Source organism: Streptomyces sp. BBFR2, from assembly GCF_044497305.1.
In the GTDB taxonomy this organism is placed as follows: domain Bacteria; phylum Actinomycetota; class Actinomycetes; order Streptomycetales; family Streptomycetaceae; genus Streptomyces.
This window is the reverse complement of the sequence record NZ_CP172415.1, coordinates 6,217,060-6,238,672: the sequence shown is the minus strand read 5'-3', so window position 1 is coordinate 6,238,672 and position 21,613 is coordinate 6,217,060. Positions and strand designations below refer to the sequence as shown.

Below are 21,613 nucleotides of genomic sequence, written 5' to 3'. Positions count from 1 at the left end.
CTGTAACTACTGGTATGTACATTCGCGGCATGAGGAAGTCCGGTACCGGCGACAGCGCCGTCAGCGCCCGTGAGCGGCTCGTACGCAGCACCCAGGAACTGCTGTGGGAGCGCGGCTATGTGGGCACCAGCCCGAAGGCCATCCTGGAGCGCGCCGGGGTCGGCCAGGGGAGCATGTACCACCACTTCGACGGCAAGGCGGAGCTGGCGCTGGCCGCCGTCGAGCGGAGCGCCGAGGAGCTGTGGGCGTCGGCCGACGCCTGCCTGTCCGGCCCCGGGACGGCCTACGACCGGATCGCCGCCTATCTGCTGCGCGAGCGGCAGGTCCTGCGCGGATGCCCGATCGGCCGGCTGACGCAGGACCGCGACGTGGTCGGCAGCGCCGAGCTGCGCCGCCCGCTCGACGCGCTCTTCGACCGGCTGCGCGCCCGGATCACCGAGGTGGTCGCCGAGGGCGTACGGACCGGTGAACTGGCCGCCGGCACCGAGCCGTCAGCCATCGCGGCGACCGTCGCGGCCACCGTCCAGGGCGGTTATGTCCTGGCCCGCGCCGCCGACGATCCGGCGCCCTTCGACGCCTCCGTCCAGGGCCTCCTCTCCCTCCTCGCCGCGCAGGTCACCACGGACCCGGCCGCCTCCCCGACCGGTGCCGCCGGACACTGGCCCGTCCGCTGACACCGGCCCGTCCGCTGACACCTCCTTCCTCCAACTCCGGGAGCCCGTTCATGTATGCCATGCAGTACACCCGCACCCTCCCCGCCGACTACGACATGGAGATCATCCGGCAGCGGGTGCGCACGCGGGGCCACCTGCTGGACGACCTCCCGGGGCTCGGTCTGAAGGCGTACGGGATGCGGGTGCGGGGCACCGGCGGCTCACCGGTGAACGCGTACGCGCCGTTCTACCTCTGGGTGGATCCGCGGGCGATGAACCGGTTCCTGACCGGCGACGGGTTCCGCGGTGTGATCCGGGACTTCGGGCGGCCACCGGTCCGGCACTGGCAGGGGCTCTTCCACCGGCCGGGGCCCGCGGCGGGCACCGCGCCGCGCTCCTACACCCTGCGGACCGTCCCGCTGCCCGAGGACGCCGACCCGGACACGTCCTTCACCGAGGCGCTGGCCGGGCACGAGAGGCTGGCGCGGACCGCCGAGGTGCACACGACGGCGATGGCGTACTCCCCCGCGAGCTGGGAGGTCGCGCACTTCACCCTCTGGGCGGGCGAAGCACCGGACGATGCGGGCGACCGCTATCAGGTGCTGCATCTCTCCGCGCCGGATATCGGCGCGCTGGACGAAGGGCGGCTGTGGTGACGCGGACGGTTTCCGAGGCCGGGGGGCGCGCCGCCGCGGTCCGTACGGTGCTGGGTGACATCACGCCCGAGGCTCTGGGTGTGTGCGACGCGCACGACCATCTCTTCCTCCGCAGTCCGCAGTTGCCGGGGCAGGAGCTGTCCGATCCGGAGGCGGCGGCCGCCGAACTCGCGGCGTTCCGGGCGGCGGGTGGTGCGGCGGTGGTCCAGTGGACACCGTACGGCATGGGGCGCGGGGCCGCCGGGCTGCCGCGCCTGGCGCGGGAATCGGGGGTGCACATCGTGGCGGCGACGGGATTGCACCAGGCCGTGCACTATGCGCCGGAGCTGCCGACGCGGGCGAGCACGGATCTCGCGGGGCTGTTCGTGGCCGAGCTGACCGAGGGGATCGGGGACACCGGGGTACGCGCCGGGATGATCAAGGTGGCGGGCGGTTTCCACGGGCTGGACGCGCACGCCCGCCGCACGATGACCGCGGCCGCCGAGGCGCAGCACGCGACCGGCGCCGTGATCGGCGTCCATCTGGAGGCAGGCACCGCGGCGGAGGACGTCATCGAGCTGCTCTGCGGCGAGCGGAACGTCCCGCCGGGGCGGGTGATCCTGGGGCACCTGAACCGCTCCCCCGCCCCCGGCACTCTGCGCCGGGCCGCGGAGACGGGTGCGTTCCTGGCGTTCGACGGGCCCTCGCGGGCCCATCACGCCACCGACTGGCGGCTGCCAGGAGCGCTCCGGGAGCTGGCCGACGCGGGGTACGGCGCTCAGCTCCTGCTGGGCGGTGACACCACGACGGCCGGTGCCCGGTCGGTGAACGGCGGGCCCGGTATGCCGCATCTGCTGCGGCGCCAGCGCCCTTGGCTGGCAGAGGTGTTGGGTGCGGAGCTGGTGACGCGGATGCTGACCGTCAATGCGGCTCGGGCGTTCGCGGCGGTGTGGCCGCCGGAGGATGACGGGCGCGGGGCTGCCGGTTGCTGACGGGGGCCCGGCGGGCGGCCGGGCGGGAGCCCGGAAGGCGGGCGCCGGCCGGGCGCGCCCCGGGCTCAGCGGGGGAAGGTGACGGCGATGCCCACATGGGGTCGCTTCCCGCGGCGGAGCAGGGCGCCTCCGGTGTCGAGGACACGGAAGCGCAGTCCGTACTTGCCGGCCATCGCACGGCGTACCCGGGCCAGGCCGTCGGGCCCCTCCAAGAGGCGGGCGGTGCCCTCCAGGGTGTCGGCGCCCTCGGTGAGGTTGCCCCGCACATCGCACGGGGTGAGCGTCACCCGGGCGTCGCGGCGCAGCCGTTTGACCTTCCCGCTGTCGCTCCGCGTCCACACCAGCAGCTCGTCCCCCTGCGCGACGGCCCACACCGGGGTCGCCACCGGGGCACCACTGCGCCGATAGGTGACGAGGCTGACGTAAGGGCTGCGGGCCAGGGCTTCGGCGATCATGGCGGAAGCCTACGGCCGGGCGACGGCGATGCGGCGGCGCCGTGCGCCCGGGGGACGGCCGGGTCGCGGCGGTCGGCACGGCAGGCCCGCGCCCGCCCCTGGCCACCCCCGCTCCACCGGCACGGTCCGGAGCGCCGCCGCGCAGGAGCTGCGGCCCCGTGCCCGCGCGGCGGCTCCGACTCCCCGGCCCGCCAGGGGCGTTCGACCGGAATGGCCGATCCGTACGCCCCGTATCCGGCCCCGGCGGCTCCGGCCGCTTCCGCCACCCCGGCGGTCCCGACCGCTTCTGATGCTTCAGCGGCCGCATCCGCTTCGACTGCTCGTTCGTCATGTCACACAACGTAACCGAAGCCACTGACAACGCGGCGGGACGGGCATCGGCAACCGCCTTGGCGGAGAGGGCGGTTGGCGCACGTATATGCCCGCCCACCTGCTCTGTCGCAGGTGGAGAACCCCGTCGGCATACGTGGGCGCCGCGCAGCACTCTCCGTAGGCGATGACCGGCTCCGTCTACGCCTTCCGGCTCTCCTGGATGATCAGCGGGTCGTCCAGCACCGGTTGCCAGGCGAGTTCCGCCGCGCCGACGAGGCTGTTGTGGTCGAGGCCGCAGGGCAGGATCGGGACGCCGCCGCTGCGGCCCCACAGACTGCGGTCGGCGACGACGGCACGGAGCCGTTCCGGGTCGGCCTCCAGGAGGGCGCGGTGCAGGCCACCGAGGATGATGCGGTCCGGGTTGAGGATGTTCACCAGCCCGGCCAGGCCCAGGCCGAGCCGGTCGATGAGGAGGTCGGCGGCGGCACGGACGGCGGGGTCGTCGTACGCGGTGCGCAGCAGGTCGGCGGACTGGTGGAGCAGCGAGCCCTCGGGGCCCGGGGGGCGCCCGGCCGCGTTCAGGAAGGCCAGCGGATCGGCCTCGACGTCCAGGCAGCCCCGGCTGCCGCAGTGGCAGGGGGCTCCCTCGGGGTGCACCGTGAGGTGGCCCACCTCCAGGGCGAGCCCCGAACTGCCGCTGTGCAGGCGGCCGTCGATGACCAGGGCGCCGCCGACCCCGCGGTGCCCGGAGGCGACGCACAGCAGGTCGCGGGCGCCTCGTCCGGCGCCGTGCCGGTGTTCGGCGAGCGCCATGAGGTTGACGTCGTTGCCGCTGAAGCCGAGCGCCTCGGTGACGCCCGGGATCGCGGCGTCGGCGAGCGCGCGCTGGAAGAGTTCCCGTACGGGGGCGCCGGCGGGCCAGGCGAGGTGGAGCGGGTTCAGCGCCTCGCCGTCCGGTTCGGCGACGGCCGACGGTACGGCGAGGCCCGCGCCCAGGCAGCGGCGGCCGGTCTTCCGCAGCAGTCCGGCGCCCGCGCCGACCGCCTCGGCGAGGACATGGGCCGGGTCGGCGGGGATGGTGCCGCTTCCGGTCGTGGTGGCCACGATGCGTCCGCCGAGCCCCACCAGGGCGACGCGGAAGCCGTCGGCGTGGATCTGCGCGGCGAGCACCACGGGGCCGCGCTCGTTGACGAACAGGCGGTGGGACGGCCGCCCTTGGGAGCCCGCCGAGGCGGTCGGCCGGGAGTCGACGATGATCAGGCCGAGGGCTTCCAGCTCCGCCGCGACGGCTCCGGCGGTCGCGCGGGTCACGCCGAGTTCCGCGGTGAGGACCGCGCGGGTGGGCGCGCGTCCGGTGTGTACGAGCTCCAGTGCGGGTCCGAGGGAGGCACGGCCCCGCTCCAGCCTGGTTGTCCGAGTCTGGGTCACGCCCCCATTCTGGCTTTGTACCGCATCGGAACAAAACACGGTGGGGTCCCGCGCCCGATTCCGGTGGGTGCGCACCCGCCGGACCCGCTCGCCGCCGGGCGTCACACGGCCGACGGCACCGGCCGGAGCGACCGGACCGCGGGCAGCGGGCAGCGGACGTATCGGCGCCCGGCAAGGCTCGTCACCCCACGCGCGCGAGCCTCGGAAACCGTCAACGCCCCGCCCCCGCCGGGCCGGTGAGGAGGCCGGCCCCGCACAGCACGAGCGGGGCGGGAGGGCACGGAAGTGAGAGCGGACGAGATGGACGAAGGCAGAGGTCAGGGGCAGTCCGAGGGTGGCACGCGGTCGAGCGGGCAAGGGGCGCCCGGGTCCGTTGTCAGTGGTGGCTGGCAGACTCGGACGCATGGAGATCACCGAATTCGTCGAAGCACTGCGGCTGGACGGAGCCCTGCTGGCCGCCGCCGCGGAGGAGGCCGGGCCCGACGCCCCGATTCCGGCGTGTCCGGAATGGCGGATGCGCGATCTGGTCGTCCATGTGGGCCGGGTCCACCGCTGGGCCACGGGGTACGTGACCGAGGGGCTGGAGCATCCGTCGAGGCCGGACGAGGCTCCCGATCTCGCCGATCAGGAGTTGGTGCCGTGGTTGCGGGAGGGCCACCACCGTCTGGTGCTGGCGCTGCACGAGGCGCCGGAGTCCCTCGACGCGTGGACGTTCCTGCCCGCCTCGTCGCCGCTCACCTTCTGGGCCCGGCGGCAGGCGCACGAGACGGCCATCCACCGCGCCGATGCCCAGCAGGCGCTCGGCGCCCCCCTCACACCGCTGCCGCCCGCCTTCGCCGCGGACGGTGTCGACGAAATACTGACCGGGATCCACAGCCAGGAGCGCAGCCGGGTACGCACCACGGAGCCGAAGACCCTGCGGGTGCGGGCGACGGACGCGGCCGACGCCGGGTGGACGGTCCACCTGTCCGAGGCCCCGGCACGCACCCTGCGGACCCCCGGCGGCGTGGGAGCGGACGAGCCCGCCGACCTGAGCGTCGAGGGGCCCGCCGAGGCGCTCTACCTCACCCTGTGGAACCGCGCACCGTGGGACGCCCTGACGGTGAAGGGTGACGAGGCCCTCGTACGGCTCTGGGAGGAACACGGCGGAATCTGACGGGTTGACGGGGCGGGAGCCGGGCCTCGGGAGGACCGGTGAGGAGAAGCCGCGTGGTGCGGACGGGCCGGCAGGAGGTCACGCAGGTCACGCAGCAGTCCTGTCCGAGGAACACCTCGTGGCCGCCTCGTCCCGGGTGCCGGAACTGATCCGCGGGCGCCGGAAGACGCGGATCCGGGCGTCCGTCCACCCGGCGGTCTGCCGGACGGAGCCGCGGGCCAGGTCGCGCGGTACGCCCTGAACCACTGGGGCGTACGGCGCACTTCGGACGCGAGGCCACGCGGCGCGCGCAGGGCCCCGGGGCCCTGCGGCGGAAGGAACGGGGACCGGGCGCACGCCCTCAGGCTGCTAGGTTGCGTCCAGGCGAACGTGCGTACGGGGGTGTGCGGTGATCGGGCCGGAAGCGGTGGCGGGGATCGCGGCTGTGGAGTTCGGCATGGTGCTGACGCCGGGGCCGAACATGATCTATCTGGTCTCCCGGTCGATTTCCCAGGGACGCCGGGCGGGGCTGATCTCGCTGGCCGGGGTCTTCCTCGGCTTCCTGGTCTATCTCGTCGCGGTGTCCGCCGGGATCGCCACCGTTTTCGCGCTGGTGCCGGAGATCTACCTGGCGATCAAGCTGGCCGGTGCGGGCTATCTGCTCCGGCTGGCCTGGAAAGCCGTCCGGCCGGGCGGCTGGTCTCCCCTGGCCACCGAGGAGTTGACGCCGGACGGGCCCCGTAAGCTCTTCCTGGTGGGCTTCCTCACCTGCCTGCTCAACCCCAAGGTGGCCATCCTCTACATCTCGCTGCTGCCACAGTTCGTCGATCCGGAGCGTGGCCATGTCGGTGCCCAGGGGCTGCTGTTGGGGCTGGTCCAGATCGCGGTGGGCGTCGCGGGCAACGCGTTCTTCATCGTGACCGCCGGCTCCGTCGCCGGGTTCTTCGCCCGGCACCCCCTCTGGCAGCGCCTGCACCGCTACGTGATGGGCACCGCGCTCGCGGGCTTCGCCGTCAAGATCGCCACCGAACGCACGGAGGCGGCGGTCGCCCTGCGCTGACAGCCGTCACCCGTTACCCGTCAGTCGTCAGTCGTCAGTCGTCAACGCAGGGAGGCGCAGGTCGCCTCGTAAGGGCGGGGCCGCCGGGTCAGGCCGTGCCGCCCGGCCCGGCGCTCAGCCCCACGCCCTCCGCGAGCCTCCGGGCCGTATGGGCGAAAAAGGCGTCGCGGTCCTCGATCACCCGGTTGAACTGGCCGAACACCTCGAAGCTGAGCAGGCCGAAGAGCTGGGCCCAGGTGGCGACCAGGGCCGCCATGGCGGGCGCGGGCAGGTCGACATCCAGCTCCGCCATCAGGGTGCGCGCCTCGGTCGCGACCGCCTCGGGCAGCGGTACGGGCGGCGTGCGGAGTGCACCGGCCGCGTGGGCGTCGGCGATCACCGCGATCAGCACGCGGGCGACCCGTCCGGCGGGCGCCGCCGTCGTCCGCGGGGCGTGGTAGCCGGGGACGGGCGTGCCGTAGAGCAGAGCGTATTCGTGCGGGTGGGCCAGCGCCCAGGCCCGGACCCCGCCGCAGACCGCGACCCAGCGCTCGACGCACTCGGCCGCACCCGCCGCGTCGGCGTTCCTCGCCCCGGCGCCCCCCGCCCCGGGGTCCGCAGCCTCCGCCGCCGCGCCGATCGCGTGGTACGCGTCGAGGATCAGGGCGGTGAGCAGGTCGTCGCGGCTCGGGAAGTAGCGGTAGAGCGCGGAGGAGGCCATTCCCAGAGCGCGGGCCACGGCGCGCAGGGAGAGCTTGGTGGCGCCCTCGGCCGCGAGTTGGCTGCGGGCCTCGTCCTTGATGGCCGTGGTGATTTCGCTGCGGGCCCGTTCCCTGGCCCCTCGGATCGCCGTCATGGCAGGAGTCTGTCATCCCTCGGATCACCGCACCAGAAAGCGAACACCGCGCCAGAACGAGAGCACTGCTCTTGCGCGGACACAGCCCAGCCGTGCACACTGATCTCAAGCGAGAGCAGTGCTCACACTTCCGTGGCCACCCCCGTGGTGCCGACCTGTGGTGACGAGCCGGCCCGCGCTTCATCGCCGCGTCGGAAGAGCCCTGTCGCCGCGTCGGAAGAGTTCTGAGCACCCTGGAGGGTCAGATGTCCCGCTACCTCGAGCCCGGCCGTACGGCCGCCCGTTTCAACGCCGCCGTCGGCTGGCTGGCCCGCCGCGGCATCAGCCTCGCCGGTGCGGCGGACCTGTCGGTCCGGGGCCGCCGGAGCGGCGCCTGGCGGCGGGTCCCCGTCAACCCGATGACGTACGGCGGCGCGCGCTATCTCGTCTCCGCGCGCGGGGAGTCCGACTGGGTGCGCAACATGCGCGCGGCCGGTGGCGGGCAACCGCGGGTCGGCCGCCGCACCCGCCCGTTCACCGCCGTGGAGGTGCCGCCGGGCGAGACGCCGGAGCTGCTGCGGGCCTACCTGCGGCGCTGGGGCTGGGAGGTCAAGTCGTACTTCGGCGAGATCACCGCCGACTCCTCCGACGCGGCGCTGCGCACCGCGGCCCCACGGCACCCCGTCTTCCGCATCACGGAGTCGTGAACCGCCTGGCCAGGCACGACGAAAGCGGCGGAGCGGCAGACAGCGGACTACGGACTGCGGACAGCGGACGGCGGACAGCAGAACGACGGGCCGCCGGTACAGACCGCGGCGTGACGGCCCGGCGACGGGGACAACGGCGGCATGAACGACTCCGCGGCCCGGCGAAACGGCAGACCACCACCACCGGGCCGGCGGACCCGCCGCGACCACCGGACCGGAACGACCACCACCGGGCCGACGGCCCCGCCGCGACCACCGGACCGGAACGACCACCCCGCAACGCTCCGACCAGGACGCCCCCTCCGACCAGGACACCCCCAAGGCAGGTCAACGCCCGCGCCCCGTCCGCAGCTCCCGGCCCGGCGGCGGCGCCCCGCTCACCCTTCCTTGGCCGTCCGGCGGTCCATGACGTCCAGGGCGCGGCGGGCCATCGGGTGGCTGCGGACCAGTTCGCCGAGGGTGGTCGTCCCGCGGGTGATGTCGGCGAACGCCTTCCAGGCGGGGCGGAAGCCGGTGAGGACGGCGTGCAGCAGTCCGGGGCGGCGGGCGAAGACGGCGTGCATCCGGCGGCCGACGCTCATCTCGACGCCGAGGCCCGCCTTGATGGCGAAGGCGTAGTTGAGGGCCTGACGGCGGGCGTCCACGGCGTCGTGCGCCTCGGCGACGCGGGCCGCCCACTCCCCCGCCAGCCGCCCCGAGCGCAGCGCGAAGGAGATGCCCTCACGCGTCCACGGCTCCAGCAGGCCCGCGGCGTCCCCGGCGACCAGGACGCGGCCGCGGGAGAGCGGCGAGTCGTCGGTGCGGCACCGCGTGAGATGCCCGGACGAGATCGCCGGTTCGAAGCCCGCGAGGCCGAGCCGGGCGATGAAGTCCTCCAGGTACCGCTTGGTCGCGGCGCCCTCGCCGCGGGCCGAGATCACGCCGACGGTGAGGGTGTCGCCCTTGGGGAAGACCCAGCCGTAACTGCCGGGCAGCGGGCCCCAGTCGATGAGGACGCGGCCCTTCCAGTCCTCGGCGACGGTCGGCGGCACCGGGATCTCCGCCTCCAGACCGAGGTCGACCTGATCGAGTTTGACGCCGACGTGCGCGCCTATCCGGCTCGCGCTGCCGTCCGCGCCGACCACCGCGCGCGCCAGGATCACCTCGCCGCCGCTGAGCACCACGGCGACCGTCCGGCGGTCGGGCACCTCCGTACCGTGCTGCTCGACGCGGGAGACCGCGACGCCGGTACGGATCTCGGCGCCCGCGTCCTTGGCCGCCTTGACCAGGCCCTCGTCGAACTCGGGCCGGTTGATCAGCCCGAACAGCATGCTCCGGGAGCGGCGGGTGCGGGTCAGCTTGCCGTTGAGGGAGAAGGTCACCGCGTGCACCCGGTCGCGCAGCGGCAGCGTGAAGCCGGGCGGCAGGGAGTCCCGGGAGGGGCCGATGATGCCGCCGCCGCACGTCTTGTAACGGGGCAGTTCCGCTTTCTCCAGGAGCAGCACCCGGCGCCCCGCGCACGCCGCCGCGTGGGCCGCCGAGGCGCCCGCGGGTCCGGCGCCCACCACCACGACGTCCCACACCTGCTCGTTGTCCTGGGCTGCCTGCTCGCTGCTCACCTGTGCGTCTGCTCCTGTTCGATTCCGTGCCGGGCCTACCGCCCGCATCCTACGGGCCGCGCTCGGCTCGAACGCCTGTGGGAAGATCGGGAGGATTCACACCCGTACCTCCGGGTCGCCCGCGGCCCCGCGAACCCGGCGGATCACGGGTCCGGAGGAACACACCGCGCCCACAAGGAGCGTCCATGTCTGACAGCCCGCTGGCCCGCACCGTCGCCGCGTTGCAGCCCCGCGCCCGTACCGAACTGGCCGAGCTGGTGGCCTTCCGGTCGGTCGCGGATCCGGAGCAGTTCCCGAAGAGCGAGTGCGAGGCGGCGGCCGGCTGGGTCGCCGGCGCGCTGCGGGCCGACGGCTTCCAGGACGTGGCGCTGCTGGACACCCCGGACGGTACGCAGTCGGTCTACGGCTTCCTGCCCGGCCCCGAGGGCGCGCCGACGGTGCTGCTGTACGCGCACTACGACGTGCAGCCGCCGCTGGACGAGGCCGCCTGGGACTCTCCGCCGTTCACCCTGACCGAGCGGGACGGCCGCTGGTACGGGCGGGGCGCGGCGGACTGCAAGGGCGGGGTGATCCTGCACCTGACGGCGTTGCGGGCGCTGCGGGAGCACGGCGGTGTGCCGGTGAACGTCAAGGTCATCGTGGAGGGTTCGGAGGAGCAGGGCACCGGTGGCCTGGAGCGGTACGCCGAGGCGCACCCGGAGCTGCTGGCCGCGGACACCATCGTCATCGGGGACGCCGGGAACTTCCGCGTCGGGCTGCCCACGGCGACCGCGACGCTGCGCGGGATGACGCTGGTGCGGGTCTCCGTCGACACCCTGGCCGGCAATCTGCACTCCGGCCAGTTCGGCGGCGCCGCGCCCGACGCGCTGGCCGCGCTGATCCGCGTCCTGGACTCGCTGCGCGCCGAGGACGGCTCCACCACCGTGGACGGTCTCGCCGCGGACGCCACGTGGGAGGGGCTGCAGTACCCGGAGGAGGAGTTCCGCAAGGACGCGAAGGTGCTGGACGGTGTCGGGCTGATCGGCGACGGCACCATCGCCGATCAGCTCTGGGCCCGCCCCGCCGTGACCGTCCTCGGCATCGACTGCCCGCCGGTCGTCGGCGCCACCCCGTCCGTCCACGCGGGCGCCCGGGCCCTGATCAGCCTGCGGGTGCCGCCGGGCACCGACGCCGCCGAGGCGACGCGGCTGCTCACCGCCCATCTGGAGAACGCCGCGCCCTGGGGCGCGCGGATCGCCGTCGAGCAGGTCGGCCAGGGCCAGGCGTTCCGCGCCGACACCGGCAGCCCGGCGTACGCGTCGATGGCCGCGGCGCTGCGGGAGGCGTACGACGGCCAGGAGATGCAGATCGCCGGTATGGGCGGCTCCATCCCGCTGTGCAACACCCTGGCGTCGCTCTACCCGGAGACGGAGATCCTGCTGATCGGGCTGAGCGAGCCGGACGCGCAGATCCACGCGGTCAACGAGAGCGTCTCGCCCGAGGAGCTGGAGCGGCTGTCGCTCGCCGAGGCGCTGTTCCTCCAGCGGTACGCGGCCGAGCGCGGCTGACGGCCGGGGAACGCACGGCCCCGGGCGGCCGTGAACGGTGCGGGCGCCCGGGGCGGTTCGGCTCCGGGCGCCCGGCGGCTCCCGGACCGGCGCGCACCGCACCGCCGCGCGCCGGTCACCGCACCGCCGCGCGCCCGTCCGCCGGGGCCGCCGCTCCCCCGGCCCGCCGCGTCAGCCGCCCGCCGGGACGCCCCGTTCCAGGAGCATCGGGCAGCCGCGTTCGCGGGCCCGCAGCGCCCAGCGCAGGCGGCGGAAGCGGACCGGCGGCAGCATCTCCTCCGCCTCGGACTCGGTGACGAACCGCCACTCGCGCAGCTCGGCGCCGGGCAGCGTCAGCCCGCGGGTCTGCTGGTCGGTGAGGTGACCGCCGTCGAAGAGCAGCCGCAGCCCGCCGAACCCGGGCGGTTCGGGCGCCTCCCAGTCCAGGACGAGCAGGCGCGGGGTGCGCGGCAGTTGGAGCCCCAGCTCCTCCACGACCTCGCGCAGCCCCGCCTGGGTGGGCGGTTCGCCGTGCTCGACGATGCCGCCGGGGAACTCCCAGCCCGGTTTGTAGGTGGGGTCGACGAGGAGGACGCGGTCGGCGTCGTCGAAGAGCAGGACCCCGGCGGCGAGGGTTTCGGCGGTGGGCTCCGGTGTCTGCACGATGCCGCAGTCGGCCGTGCCGGAGCGCACCGCCTCGGCTATCTCCGCCGCGGCCCGCCGGGGCGTCAGCCGGCCGGTGTCCACGACGTACGCGTCGTCCTTGAGCCAGCTGCGCGCCTCGGCGTACGAGGTGAGGGCGTCCAGGCCCCAGCGGCGGACCTGTGCCGCGCTCGCCCGGTCGGCGGCGGTTTCCTCGCGGTGGGCGATCCGCTCCCGCAGGATCGTTTCCTCCGCATCCAGCAGAAAATGCCGGACCGGAATACGGCGGGCGGCGAGCGCGCCGAAGATTTCGTCGCGGTATTCCTGACGCAACAACGTCATCGGGGTCACCAAGGGGCCGGGAACCTCGGTCAGCAGCGCCGCCGCGGTGTCCACGACCAACCGGCGCCAGGCGGGCAGGTCCTGGAGGTCGTCGATTTCCTCCAGACGCTTGGCGGGCAGCATCATCCGCAGGCCCTGACCGAGGAGTTCGGGGTCGTAGAGCGTGCTCCCGGGAAGCAGGTCGAGCAATTCCTGCGCCGCTGTGGTCTTGCCCGCACCGAACGTGCCGTTCAGCCAGACGATCACGGTGTCCCCTCTTCTCTGGAACCAGGTGAGTTGCCCGCACCAGCCTGCCACGGAAAACGCTCGATTCCAGGCCGCGCGCACATCCGGGGACGGTGCGCAACGCGCGGCGGCGCCATGGACGCGGGGCGCTGCGCGGCCCCCGTGCACGCGCCGGTCGCGAAATGCGCCACGGTGGGGACACCAGCTCGTATCCCGCCCCGCGAAGCCCTCGGCAACCAAGCGCTCCCCAACGCTTCCCGGACCGAAACCCCCGCCCGCGCACGGGCGCGGGGAACGCCCGCATCCGCATATGACGGCGGCCATCGCACCGGAATTCCGGAGTTCCACGCGCCCTGCCGTCGCCTTCCCCTGGCGACCGGCCCATCCCTCGCCGTCTTCGAGTACGCAGACCTGATCAGGCGTCAGCTTCTGCCCTCACCCGCCACCCGACGAGGGCGCACCGCGGCCCTCGGCGCGCTGTCCGCCGCGCCGTTCCGCGTCGTCGCGGCAGCCGCCCCGCCGTCCTTCCCGTCCTCCGGCGGAAAGACTGCGGACGACCTCGCGGCCACTCCCCCGATGGATTCAGCAACGGGAATTCTCCCACTGCGGCCTGGGATTCAACGAGAAAATGGGCAAGGAGATCGCCGATCTCTTCGTGACCGAAGGGCTCAAGGGCGACGCCGGATACACCTACGCCGAACTCGACGACTGCTGGGCGATGCCCACCCGCGCCCCGAAGGGCCGGCTCGTCCCCGATCCGATCCGATTTCCGCACGGCGTCGCGGCGGTCGCCGGCTACGTCCACGGCAAAGGACCGAAGTTCGGCATCTACAGCAGTGCGGGTACCCGGGCCTGTAGCGACATCGGTTTTCCCGGAGCGCTGGGCCATGAGGAATCCGACGGCCGGCAGTTCGCCTCCTGGGGAATCGACCATCTCCGGTACGACAACTGCGACAACCACGGTGTGGACGCCCGGCAGCGCCACACCGCCATGTGTGACGCACCGCGTGCCACCGGCCGCCCGATCACGTACAGCGCCTGCGAAAGGGGTGAGAACAACCGTGGGAATGGGCCGCGGAGTTCGGGCGGTCGTGGCGGAGCACCGGTGCTATCGGTGACCACTGGGCGAACACGCCGTTCATTCCGCCGCTCGCCCCGTACGCCGGCCCCCGGGGCCGGAACGACCCGGGCAGGCCGGAGGCCGGCACCGGCGGCGCGACGGACACCGAGGACCGCGGCCACGTCACTCTCTGGGCGATGAGGGCCGCACCACTGCTCATCGGCACCGATCTGCGTCCCGCTTCCCCGCAGACGTACGGGGTCCTCCGCGGTAAGGGCGTCTGGTGCTCGATCAGGACCCGCTGGGCCGGCAGGCGGCCCTGCTGGGCAGCGACGGCGGGCGGTGGACGCCACCGGGTGACGCCGCGGCAGGGCGACTGAGTACGGACGCCCCGTGCCGGGCGGCTCTCCCGCCCGGCACGGCGGCGGTCAGCAGGTCGGCAGCCCCGGCATCGGCTGGTCGTTGGCGCCGCCCTTGAGGTAGACGACGCTGATGTAGACGCCGGTGTTGCCGCTGTCGTCGTCCGTCTTGGCCCACCAGACGTTGGTCCAGCGGCCGCTGGTCTCCCGGCGGCCCAGATTGGCCTGGCAGTAGAAGTAGTTGGTGCCGCTGTTGAGCACCCCCACCTTCTGACCGGACGCGTTGTACGAGTCGGCGGTGCGCCACACCACGCAGTTGGTCTTCCCGGCGCCGCCGGGGGTGCACGAGGTCTCCGGCGGCGGGGTGCTGTTGCCGCCACCGCCCGATCCGCCGCCGGGACCGCCGCCGTGCGAACCGCCGCCCGAACCCCCGCCGTGGTGGCCCGGACCGCCGTGGCCCTTGCCCGGGTCGCCGCTCGGGGAGGAGGCGTCGTCGGACGGTTCACCCGACCGCGACGGCTCACCGCTCGGGCCCTGCCCGGCGTCGCCCTCGCCCGCGTCCTCGCCGCTCTTCTCGCCGCCGTCCTTGCCGTCGCCCTTGCCGCTCTCCTCGGCGTTCGGGGACACCGGCGCGCCGGGCTCGGTGGCGCGGCTCGCGCTGCCGTCGGTCGGCGTCGGCGCCCCGCCGTTCGCGACGTTCTCCTTCTTGCCGCCGAGCGCCACGTACGTCACACCGGCGCCGGTCGCGAGCACCACCAGCACGGCGGCGACGGCGAGCGCGACCCGTCCGCCGCGGCGGGGGCGCGGCAGCGACGCCGTGTCCCGGGCGGAGCGGGACGCCGCCACCGCGCCGACCACCGTCGTCGGCTGATCGTGCACCGGCTCCGGAGCACCGGACGGCGGCGGGGCGGCGCTCGCCGCACCCGGCCCGGAGAGCCAACCGGTGGGCGCGCCCGAGACGTTGCCGCCGGTGTCCGCGGATCCGGCGGCCGTCTCGACCGCCTGCGGCGGCGGAGGCGGGCCGACCGGCTTGATGTCCGTCGCCGTCGGCGGATGCGGAGCGCCGGGCACCGGCACGGCCCCCGGATCGCGTCCGTCGGCGACCGCCTGGAGCATCTCCCGGGCCTGCGCCGCGTCCGGCCGCTCCGCCGGGTTCTTCGCCATCAGCGCGTGCAGGACGGGCGCGAGCGGTCCGGCCCGCCGCGGCTCGGGCAGCGGTTCGGTGACGATCGCGGTCAGCGTGGAGTACACCGACGTACGGCGGAACGGCGCGCCGCCGCCCTCGACCGCCGCGTAGAGCGTCATGCCCAGCGACCAGATGTCGGAGGCGGGGCTCGGGCCCATGCCCTGGGCGCGCTCGGGCGGGAGGTAGTCGAGCGAGCCGACCAGTTCGCCGCTGCGGGTGAGGTTGGTCTCGGCGCCGTCGCCCGGCCCCTCGATGCTGGCGATGCCGAAGTCGGTGAGGACCACCCGGCCGCTGCTGTCCAGCAGGACGTTGCCGGGCTTCACATCGCGGTGCAGCACCCCGGCGCGGTGCGCGGCGTCCAGCGCGTCCATCACCCGGGCGCCGATCGCGGCCATCTCGCGCGGCTCGATGCCGCCCCGCCGCCCGACCGCGTCGTCCAGCGACGGCCCGTCGACCAGTTCCATGACGATGACGGGGCGCCCGCCCTCGTCGATGACGTCATGGACGGTGATCACGCCGGAGTGCCGGATCCGCGCCGCGGCGCGTGCCTCGCGCTGCATACGGATGCGCAGATCGGCCAGTTCCGGCGCGGAGGCGTCGGTGTAGGCGCGCAGCACCTTGACGGCGACCTCGCGGCCCAGCACCTCGTCCACGGCGCGGCAGACCACGCCCATCCCGCCGCGGCCGATCCGGCCGGTGACGCGGTAACGGCCGCCGAGCAGACGGCCCATCAGATCGTCGTCGGCACGGGCCCCGCCCGCGCCCTTCTGCCCGGCGTCCGGGCCCGGTGGCCCCGCCGTCACCTCGTCCGGCCGGGCGGAACCCGCTCCGCCCGCGCCGTTGCCCTCGTCCGCACCGCGCTGTCCGCGCTCCCCCGAAGTCACGTGGCCGTTCCTCCCGCTGCCCGCCCGACGACATCGCCGGCCGCCTCACTGCCCGCCTCTTCCGACGTGCACCAGGGTAAGGCGCCCGGGGAGTGCCGGGGACGCCTCCGGAGCCCCGAATCACCCACCGGCGGGCCGGAGTCCCCGGCACCCGGTGCGTACATCCGCATACGGAGGGCCGCCCCCGTACCGGACGTACCGGGACGAGGGCGGCTATCCGGCGGGCGCAGGGGCCGGACGGGGCGTCACGGGGCGGGTCGGAACGTGGCCGCGAAGACATCGAGACGGGACTGTTGTGCGGCGACGGCGGCGGCGCCCACCAGACCGGCGTCGGTGCCCGTCCCGGCGGGGACGACGGTCAGCCCGGCGGTGAAGGAGAGCGTCGCGTACTCCCGCAGCGCCCGGCGCAGCGGCGCGAACAGCACCTCGCCTGCGCCCGCCACCCCGCCGCCGACGACGGCGAGTTCGACCTCCACGAGCGTCGCGGTGGCGGCGATCCCGGCGGCCAGTGCCTGTGCGGCCCGTTCGAAGGAGCGCCGGGCGACCGGGTCCCCGGCCCGCGCCGCGGCCGCGACCGCCGCCGCGCCGGGCGCGTCGCCGGGCCCCGGGCGCCAGCCGTCCTCGCGTGCGCGGCGGACGATGTTCGGGCCGCTGGCGATCCGTTCGACGCAGCCGCGGGCGCCGCACGGGCAGAGGTCCCCGTCGAGGTCGACGCTGATGTGGCCGATGTGCCCGGCGTTGCCGGTGGGCCCGGGGTGCGGGCGGCCGCCCAGGATCAGGCCGCCGCCGACGCCGGTGGAGACCACCATGCACAGCGCGTCGGACCGGCCGCGCGCCGCGCCCTGCCAGTGCTCGGCCGCTGCCATCGCCACGCCGTCGCCCATCAGCACGACGGGGAGGTCACCGGTGAGCGCCCGGACGCCCGCGACCAGCGGGAAGCCGCGCCAGCCGGGGATGTTGACGGGGCTGACCGTACCGGCCGCGGCGTCCACCGGCCCGGCGCTGCCGATGCCGACCGCGCCCGCCCGGGCCCACTGCGGCGCCGCGGTCAGCTCGCCGGTGACCGCGGCGACCGCACGCATCACCGTGGCGCCGTCCCGGTCGGCGGGGGTGGGCCGGGCGGCGCGTACGAGGAGTCTGCCGTGCCGGTCCACCAGGGCTCCGGCGATCTTGGTGCCGCCGATGTCCAGCGCTGCGCTGAGGTCCTTCTGCATCGGTGTCGGTCTCCTGGTGGACGCGGGGACCGACGGCGCCGGTCCGGTGTGCGGAGAGGTCAGTCTTCCGCCACCTGACAACGTTGTCCAGCGACTATGATCGACGGACCCGCCGACACCCCGCCGCCCGAGGGAGCCCCGCACGTGACCGATACCGCCCGGGGCGCCTCCCGCCGCTACGGCACCCGTCCCACCATGAAGGACGTCGCGGCGCGCGCCGGGGTGGGACTGAAGACCGTCTCCCGGGTGGTCAACGGCGAGCCGGGCGTCACCCCGGACACCGAGCGCCGCGTCCAGGAAGCGATCACCGCGCTGGGCTTCCGGCGCAACGACTCCGCCCGGATCCTGCGCAAGGGCCGCACCGCCAGCGTCGGCCTGGTCCTGGAGGATCTCGCCGATCCCTTCTACGGCCCGCTCAGCCGCGCCGTGGAGGAGGTCGCCCGCCACCACGGCGCGCTGCTGATCAACGGCTCCAGTGCCGAGGACCCGGCCCGGGAGCAGGAGTTGGTGCTGGCGCTGTGCGCGCGGCGGGTCGACGGGCTCGTGGTGATCCCGGCGGGCGACGACCACCGCTATCTCGCCCCGGAGATCGCCGCGGGCGTCGCCACCGTCTTCGTGGACCGTCCGGCCGGGCGGATCGAGGCGGATGCCGTCCTGTCGGACAGCTTCGGCGGCTCGCGGGACGCGGTCGCCCATCTCATCGCGCACGGCCACCGCCGGATCGGCTTCATCGGCGACCAGCCGCGGATCCACACCGCGAAGGAGCGGCTGCGCGGCTACCGCACCGCGATGGCCGCCGCCGGGCTGCCGGTGGACGGCGCGTGGGTCTCGCTCGGGACCACCGGCCCGGAGCGGGTGCACCACGCGGCGCGCGCGATGCTGGACGCTCCGGAGCCGGTCACCGCCCTGTTCGCCGGGAACAACCGCGTCACCGTCACCCTCGTCCGGGTCCTGCGGCAGCGCACCGCCCCGGTGGCGCTGGTCGGGTTCGACGATTTCGAGCTGGCCGATCTGGTGAGCCCGGCGGTCACCGTCGTCGCGCAGGACGCGGCCCGGATGGGGCGGACCGCCGCCGGACTGCTCTTCCGCCGCCTGGAAGGCGCCGACGAGCCGCCCCGCCGCGAGGAGATCCCGACCCGGCTGATCGCCCGCGGCTCGGGCGAGATACGACCGCCGCAAGGCCGATAGCCGTCAACTTCCTTGTTCCGCGAGGGAGTTGACGCCCCCCGTGAAGGCGGCGCTCATCCGTACGTCGTACCCCGTGGCCGGGTCGACGGTGCGGCCGGCGGCCCACCAGTTCTCCGCGGCGGTCTCGACGACGCAGAGGAAGAGGTCCTCCTCCGGGACGCCCGCCGTGTCGCGGAGGCGGTCGCGGACGGCGGCGAAGAGGGCCGCCTTCACCTCCGGCGGCCGGGGGTTGAAGAACATCTGCACCGCCAGGGTCCGCTCGCCGCGCGGGATGCCGAAGGCGATCGGCTCGGTCTGGACGTTGTCCGGGCTCAGTTCGTGGATGTGGTGGAAGCGGTCGTCCTCCGGTATCCCCAGCACCGCCACCATCGAGCGGTGGACGGCCAGCGAGACATCGCGGCGGAACGCGGGGGTGGTGCCTTCGCGGAGAAAGATGTTGACCAGAGGCATGGCGGTATCCCGTCCGGGTCGTGGTGGTGGCAGGGGTGGCCGGGCGTTTCGTACGCCGGGGCCGTACGGGCGCGGCGCCGGCGCCGGGCCGCCCGTACGCCTCGTACGCTACGGCCGCCAACTCCCCTTCCACCAGCGCATGATGAGCATGGCGGCTATGCTCACCGCGCATGGATGAGAGCGAGGACGAACGCCCGGGCGAGGGCCTGGACGTGACACTGGCCGGGCTGCGGGTGGTGCGGGAGGTCGCCGAGCGGGGCACCTTCACCGCCGCGGCGGAGGCGCTCGGCTTCACACAGTCGGCGGTGTCACGGCAGGTGGCCGCGGTGGAACGGGCCACCGGGGCGCGGCTCTTCGACCGGCGCCGCGACGGGGTGCGGCCGACCTCCGCCGGGCGCGCGCTGCTGCGGCACGCCGTCGTCGCGCTGGACGCCGTGGACGCGGCCGGACGGGAGCTGCGCGGCGCGGCGGCGGGCGAGGGCGAGGTGCGGCTCGGGTACTTCCCGTCCGCCGGGCCGGTGCTCGTGGCCCGCGCGCTGGGTGCGCTCCGGCGAGGCCGGCCGCGGCTGCGGACGGTGACACGGGAGGCGGGCACCCCGGCACTGGTCCGCGCGCTGCGCAGCGGACGGCTCGATCTGGCGCTGCTCTCCTCGCGCCCACCGCACCGCTCCCCCGACACGGACGCGCCCGCACTGCGGGTCGAACCGCTGCTGGAGGTACGGCTGCGGGTGGCGGTGGCGGCGCACGGGCCGTTCGCCGGACGCGCCTCGGTGACGGCGCGGGAGCTGGCCGGGGCGGCGTGGATCACCGGGCCGCCCGGGGCGGACGGCGCGCTGTTCGGGATCTGGCCCGGCCTGCCGGGGCGGCCCCGGGCCGCGCACAGCGCACGGGACTGGCTGACGAAGCTGCACCTCGTCGCGGCGGGCGCGGGCGTGACGACGGTTCCGGAGGCGCTGCGTCCGGCGCTGCCGCCGGGCGTGCGGCTGGTGGCGGTCGAGGGCGTCGCCGAGGAGGTGCGGCGGGTGGCCGTGGTGCGGCTGCCGGGTCCGGTGACGCCGCCGGTCGCGGCGGTCGTACAGGCCTTGCGGCAGGAGGCCGCGGAACTGGCGGGGTGAGGGGGGCGGTCCTTCCCCCGGGTGAGCGGCCTCCCGGGCGGGTCGCCGCTCACCCCGGGGCGGGCCGCCGTTCACCGCCGGGGCGGACCACCGCTCGCCTGAGACTTCCGGGCGGGCCGCCGCTCCCCCGCGGCGGCGGCTCGTCGTCTCACGCCGTGCGGGCCGGGCGGCCGGCGAGCGCGTCCAGTTCGGCGCGGGCCAGTCCGGTGAGGCGGGCGACCTCGTCGGTGTCGAGGGCGCCGCAGTCCAGACCGCGCAGCAGGTAGGAGCTGAGCGCCTTGGCGGTGGCGGGCTCGTCCATGACCGCGCCGCCGGCCTTGCTCACGTAGGCGGCGAGCCGGGCGGCGGCCTGCTCCAGGCCCTCGCGGTAGAAGGCGTAGACCGCGGCGTAGCGGGTCGGGAGGTGGCCCGGGTGCATGTCCCAGCCTTGGTAGTAGGCGCGGGCGAGGGAGCGGCGGACGAGTTTGTGGTGCAGCCGCCAGGCGGCGTGGACCTGCTCGGTGGTGCCGATGGGCAGGACATTGGTGGAGCCGTCGGAGAGGCGGACGCCGGTGCCGGCGGCGGCGACCTGCATGACGGCCTTGGCGTGGTCGGCGGCCGGATGGTCCAGCGACTGGTGGGCGGCGCTGACGCCGCAGGAGGCGCTGTAGTCGAAGGTGCCGTAGTGCAGCGAGGTGGCCCGGCCCTCCGCGGCCTCGATCATGCGGGCGACGGTGGCGCGGCCGTCGGCGCCGAGGATGGACTGGGTGGTCTCGATCTGGATCTCGAAGCCGATGCAGCCGTCGGCGAGGCCGTGTGCCCGCTCGAACGCCTCCAGGAGCCGCGCCATCGCGGTGACCTGCTCGGCGTAGGTCACCTTGGGCAGGGTGAGGACCAGGCCTTCGGGCAGTCCGCCGGCGTTCATCAGTCCGGTGAGGAAGATGTCGAGGGTGCGGATGCCGCGGTCACGGACAGCGGCTTCCATGCACTTCATGCGGATGCCCATGCAGGGGGCGGCGCTCCCGTCCCGGTACGCGGCGGCGACGAGGGCGGCGGCGCGGGCGGCGGCCTCGTCCTCCTCGGCGTCGGGACGGTTGCCGTAGCCGTCCTCGAAGTCGATCCGCAGATCCTCGACCGGCTCGCGGCTGAGCTTGGCGCGGACGCGGTCGTGGACGGGGCCCGCGAGGTCGTCGGGGATACCGAGGACGCGGGCGAGCGCGCCGGCGTCCGGGGCGTGCGCGTCGAGGGCGGCCAGCGCCTCGTCGCCCCAGGTCCGCAGAGTGGTGGCGGTGAAGGCGTCACCGGGCACGTAGACGGTGTGGACCGGCTGGCGGGTGCCGGGGTCGCCCGGGTACCGGCGGGCGAGGTCCGCGTCGACGTCGGCGAGCAAGGCCCCGATGCCCTCGCGTACGGTGTCCGCCAGGCTGGTCGCCACGGTCTCCTGCTGCCCCATTCGACATCCTCCCGAGGGTTACGCCCGCCCACGAGACGAGCACTTCCGCGTTACGGAATCAACAATCCGTATAGCGAAGCTAGCCGTGGCAGGTGGCAAGGTCAACACCTCTTTTCGCACATCACGGGCCGCACGGCCCCGGGCGCCGCGGTCACGGATGACGCCGCCGGAACACCGGCAACCCGGTTCCCGGCGGCAGGG

General features: G+C 74.7%; 19 protein-coding genes and 1 pseudogene. 11 read left to right on the top strand and 9 right to left on the bottom strand.

From position 1 onward, the window contains the following. Positions 1-29 precede the first annotated feature (29 nt). The 3 genes from ACGH2B_RS25680 to ACGH2B_RS25670 are packed head-to-tail and all read left to right on the top strand — an operon-like array spanning position 30 to position 2,280. Positions 30-674: a TetR/AcrR family transcriptional regulator gene (locus ACGH2B_RS25680; RefSeq protein ID WP_399094478.1), complete on the top strand. Its 645-nt coding sequence runs from the start codon at positions 30-32 to the stop codon at positions 672-674. Positions 675-724: 50 nt separating this feature from the next. After that, entirely contained in the window at positions 725-1,309 is a 585-nt protein-coding gene (locus tag ACGH2B_RS25675; RefSeq protein ID WP_399094475.1) for a DUF4865 family protein, read from the top strand. Next, positions 1,306-2,280 carry a phosphotriesterase gene (locus ACGH2B_RS25670; protein ID WP_399094472.1) on the top strand — a complete coding sequence of 325 codons (975 nt, stop codon included), beginning with the start codon at positions 1,306-1,308 and terminating at the stop codon, positions 2,278-2,280. The genes ACGH2B_RS25675 and ACGH2B_RS25670 overlap by 4 nt, the downstream gene beginning before the upstream one ends. 65 nt (positions 2,281-2,345) lie before the next feature. On the opposite strand, the gene ACGH2B_RS25665 is transcribed toward ACGH2B_RS25670, so the two are convergent. Next, on the bottom strand, positions 2,346-2,735 hold the full coding sequence (locus ACGH2B_RS25665; RefSeq protein ID WP_399094469.1) for a PPOX class F420-dependent oxidoreductase: 390 nt from the start codon (positions 2,733-2,735) through the stop codon (positions 2,346-2,348). A gap of 510 nt (positions 2,736-3,245) precedes the next feature. Next, a complete protein-coding gene (locus ACGH2B_RS25660; RefSeq protein WP_399094466.1) occupies positions 3,246-4,475 on the bottom strand; it encodes an ROK family protein in 1,230 nt (409 codons plus the stop codon). Positions 4,476-4,878: 403 nt separating this feature from the next. On the opposite strand from ACGH2B_RS25660, the gene ACGH2B_RS25655 reads away from it, so the two are divergent. Both ACGH2B_RS25655 and ACGH2B_RS25650 read left to right on the top strand, forming a co-directional pair. Then, on the top strand, positions 4,879-5,631 hold the full coding sequence (locus ACGH2B_RS25655; protein ID WP_399094463.1) for a maleylpyruvate isomerase family mycothiol-dependent enzyme: 753 nt from the start codon (positions 4,879-4,881) through the stop codon (positions 5,629-5,631). A 436-nt stretch (positions 5,632-6,067) separates the two neighbouring features. Next, positions 6,068-6,670 (top strand): LysE family translocator, encoded by a 603-nt coding sequence (locus ACGH2B_RS25650; protein WP_399094460.1) that lies wholly within the window; start codon positions 6,068-6,070, stop codon positions 6,668-6,670. Positions 6,671-6,758: 88 nt separating this feature from the next. Here the strand turns inward: ACGH2B_RS25650 and ACGH2B_RS25645 are convergent, their stop codons facing one another. Then, complete coding sequence (locus tag ACGH2B_RS25645) at positions 6,759-7,505, bottom strand: TetR/AcrR family transcriptional regulator (protein ID WP_399094457.1); 747 nt, start codon at positions 7,503-7,505, stop codon at positions 6,759-6,761. Between the two features lie 245 nt (positions 7,506-7,750). Here ACGH2B_RS25645 and ACGH2B_RS25640 point away from each other — a divergent pair, with 245 nt between their 5' ends. Continuing rightward, entirely contained in the window at positions 7,751-8,191 is a 441-nt protein-coding gene (locus ACGH2B_RS25640) for a nitroreductase family deazaflavin-dependent oxidoreductase (protein ID WP_399094454.1), read from the top strand. A gap of 377 nt (positions 8,192-8,568) precedes the next feature. Here ACGH2B_RS25640 and ACGH2B_RS25635 read toward each other — a convergent pair whose 3' ends face one another. Next, positions 8,569-9,789, bottom strand: coding sequence for a geranylgeranyl reductase family protein (locus tag ACGH2B_RS25635; RefSeq protein WP_399094451.1), 1,221 nt, complete (start codon positions 9,787-9,789; stop codon positions 8,569-8,571). 185 nt (positions 9,790-9,974) lie between these two features. Here ACGH2B_RS25635 and ACGH2B_RS25630 point away from each other — a divergent pair, with 185 nt between their 5' ends. Beyond that, complete coding sequence (locus tag ACGH2B_RS25630; protein ID WP_399094448.1) at positions 9,975-11,336, top strand: dipeptidase; 1,362 nt, start codon at positions 9,975-9,977, stop codon at positions 11,334-11,336. Between the two features lie 171 nt (positions 11,337-11,507). Here the strand turns inward: ACGH2B_RS25630 and ACGH2B_RS25625 are convergent, their stop codons facing one another. Then, positions 11,508-12,545, bottom strand: coding sequence for an NUDIX domain-containing protein (locus ACGH2B_RS25625; RefSeq protein WP_399094445.1), 1,038 nt, complete (start codon positions 12,543-12,545; stop codon positions 11,508-11,510). 607 nt (positions 12,546-13,152) lie between these two features. Between ACGH2B_RS25625 and ACGH2B_RS25620 the strand changes: the two are divergent. Then, a pseudogene (locus ACGH2B_RS25620) lies at positions 13,153-13,506 on the top strand (alpha-galactosidase); the annotation flags it as partial. A 128-nt stretch (positions 13,507-13,634) separates the two neighbouring features. Then, entirely contained in the window at positions 13,635-13,964 is a 330-nt protein-coding gene (locus tag ACGH2B_RS25615) for a hypothetical protein (RefSeq protein WP_399097322.1), read from the top strand. A 48-nt stretch (positions 13,965-14,012) separates the two neighbouring features. On the opposite strand, the gene ACGH2B_RS25610 is transcribed toward ACGH2B_RS25615, so the two are convergent. Continuing rightward, the gene (locus ACGH2B_RS25610; RefSeq protein WP_399097319.1) at positions 14,013-15,860 is read right to left on the bottom strand and encodes a protein kinase; all 1,848 of its coding nucleotides are present in this window, start codon (positions 15,858-15,860) and stop codon (positions 14,013-14,015) included. A gap of 398 nt (positions 15,861-16,258) precedes the next feature. Next, a complete protein-coding gene (locus ACGH2B_RS25605) occupies positions 16,259-17,227 on the bottom strand; it encodes an ROK family protein (RefSeq protein ID WP_399094442.1) in 969 nt (322 codons plus the stop codon). Positions 17,228-17,371: 144 nt separating this feature from the next. Here ACGH2B_RS25605 and ACGH2B_RS25600 point away from each other — a divergent pair, with 144 nt between their 5' ends. Continuing rightward, complete coding sequence (locus ACGH2B_RS25600) at positions 17,372-18,415, top strand: LacI family DNA-binding transcriptional regulator (RefSeq protein ID WP_399094439.1); 1,044 nt, start codon at positions 17,372-17,374, stop codon at positions 18,413-18,415. Between the two features lie 3 nt (positions 18,416-18,418). On the opposite strand, the gene ACGH2B_RS25595 is transcribed toward ACGH2B_RS25600, so the two are convergent. Continuing rightward, positions 18,419-18,865: a tautomerase family protein gene (locus ACGH2B_RS25595; RefSeq protein WP_399094436.1), complete on the bottom strand. Its 447-nt coding sequence runs from the start codon at positions 18,863-18,865 to the stop codon at positions 18,419-18,421. Between the two features lie 170 nt (positions 18,866-19,035). Between ACGH2B_RS25595 and ACGH2B_RS25590 the strand changes: the two genes are divergently transcribed. Continuing rightward, positions 19,036-19,980 carry a LysR family transcriptional regulator gene (locus tag ACGH2B_RS25590; protein WP_399094433.1) on the top strand — a complete coding sequence of 315 codons (945 nt, stop codon included), beginning with the start codon at positions 19,036-19,038 and terminating at the stop codon, positions 19,978-19,980. 148 nt (positions 19,981-20,128) lie between these two features. Here ACGH2B_RS25590 and ACGH2B_RS25585 read toward each other — a convergent pair whose 3' ends face one another. After that, complete coding sequence (locus tag ACGH2B_RS25585) at positions 20,129-21,412, bottom strand: DUF6986 family protein (protein WP_399094430.1); 1,284 nt, start codon at positions 21,410-21,412, stop codon at positions 20,129-20,131. Positions 21,413-21,613: the final 201 nt, after the last annotated feature.

What these genes read in the sequence shown, in the direction of transcription:
- ACGH2B_RS25680 (WP_399094478.1), top strand. Translation starts at nt 30, where the DNA reads ATGAGGAAGTCCGGTACCGGCGACAGCGCCGTCAGCGCCCGTGAGCGG.
- ACGH2B_RS25675 (WP_399094475.1), top strand. Translation starts at nt 725, where the DNA reads ATGTATGCCATGCAGTACACCCGCACCCTCCCCGCCGACTACGACATG.
- ACGH2B_RS25665 (WP_399094469.1), bottom strand. Translation starts at nt 2,735, where the DNA reads ATGATCGCCGAAGCCCTGGCCCGCAGCCCTTACGTCAGCCTCGTCACC.
- ACGH2B_RS25655 (WP_399094463.1), top strand. Translation starts at nt 4,879, where the DNA reads ATGGAGATCACCGAATTCGTCGAAGCACTGCGGCTGGACGGAGCCCTG.
- ACGH2B_RS25650 (WP_399094460.1), top strand. Translation starts at nt 6,068, where the DNA reads ATGGTGCTGACGCCGGGGCCGAACATGATCTATCTGGTCTCCCGGTCG.
- ACGH2B_RS25645 (WP_399094457.1), bottom strand. Translation starts at nt 7,505, where the DNA reads ATGACGGCGATCCGAGGGGCCAGGGAACGGGCCCGCAGCGAAATCACC.
- ACGH2B_RS25640 (WP_399094454.1), top strand. Translation starts at nt 7,751, where the DNA reads ATGTCCCGCTACCTCGAGCCCGGCCGTACGGCCGCCCGTTTCAACGCC.
- ACGH2B_RS25630 (WP_399094448.1), top strand. Translation starts at nt 9,975, where the DNA reads ATGTCTGACAGCCCGCTGGCCCGCACCGTCGCCGCGTTGCAGCCCCGC.
- ACGH2B_RS25610 (WP_399097319.1), bottom strand. Translation starts at nt 15,860, where the DNA reads ATGGGCCGTCTGCTCGGCGGCCGTTACCGCGTCACCGGCCGGATCGGC.
- ACGH2B_RS25605 (WP_399094442.1), bottom strand. Translation starts at nt 17,227, where the DNA reads ATGCAGAAGGACCTCAGCGCAGCGCTGGACATCGGCGGCACCAAGATC.
- ACGH2B_RS25595 (WP_399094436.1), bottom strand. Translation starts at nt 18,865, where the DNA reads ATGCCTCTGGTCAACATCTTTCTCCGCGAAGGCACCACCCCCGCGTTC.
- ACGH2B_RS25590 (WP_399094433.1), top strand. Translation starts at nt 19,036, where the DNA reads ATGGATGAGAGCGAGGACGAACGCCCGGGCGAGGGCCTGGACGTGACA.
- ACGH2B_RS25585 (WP_399094430.1), bottom strand. Translation starts at nt 21,412, where the DNA reads ATGGGGCAGCAGGAGACCGTGGCGACCAGCCTGGCGGACACCGTACGC.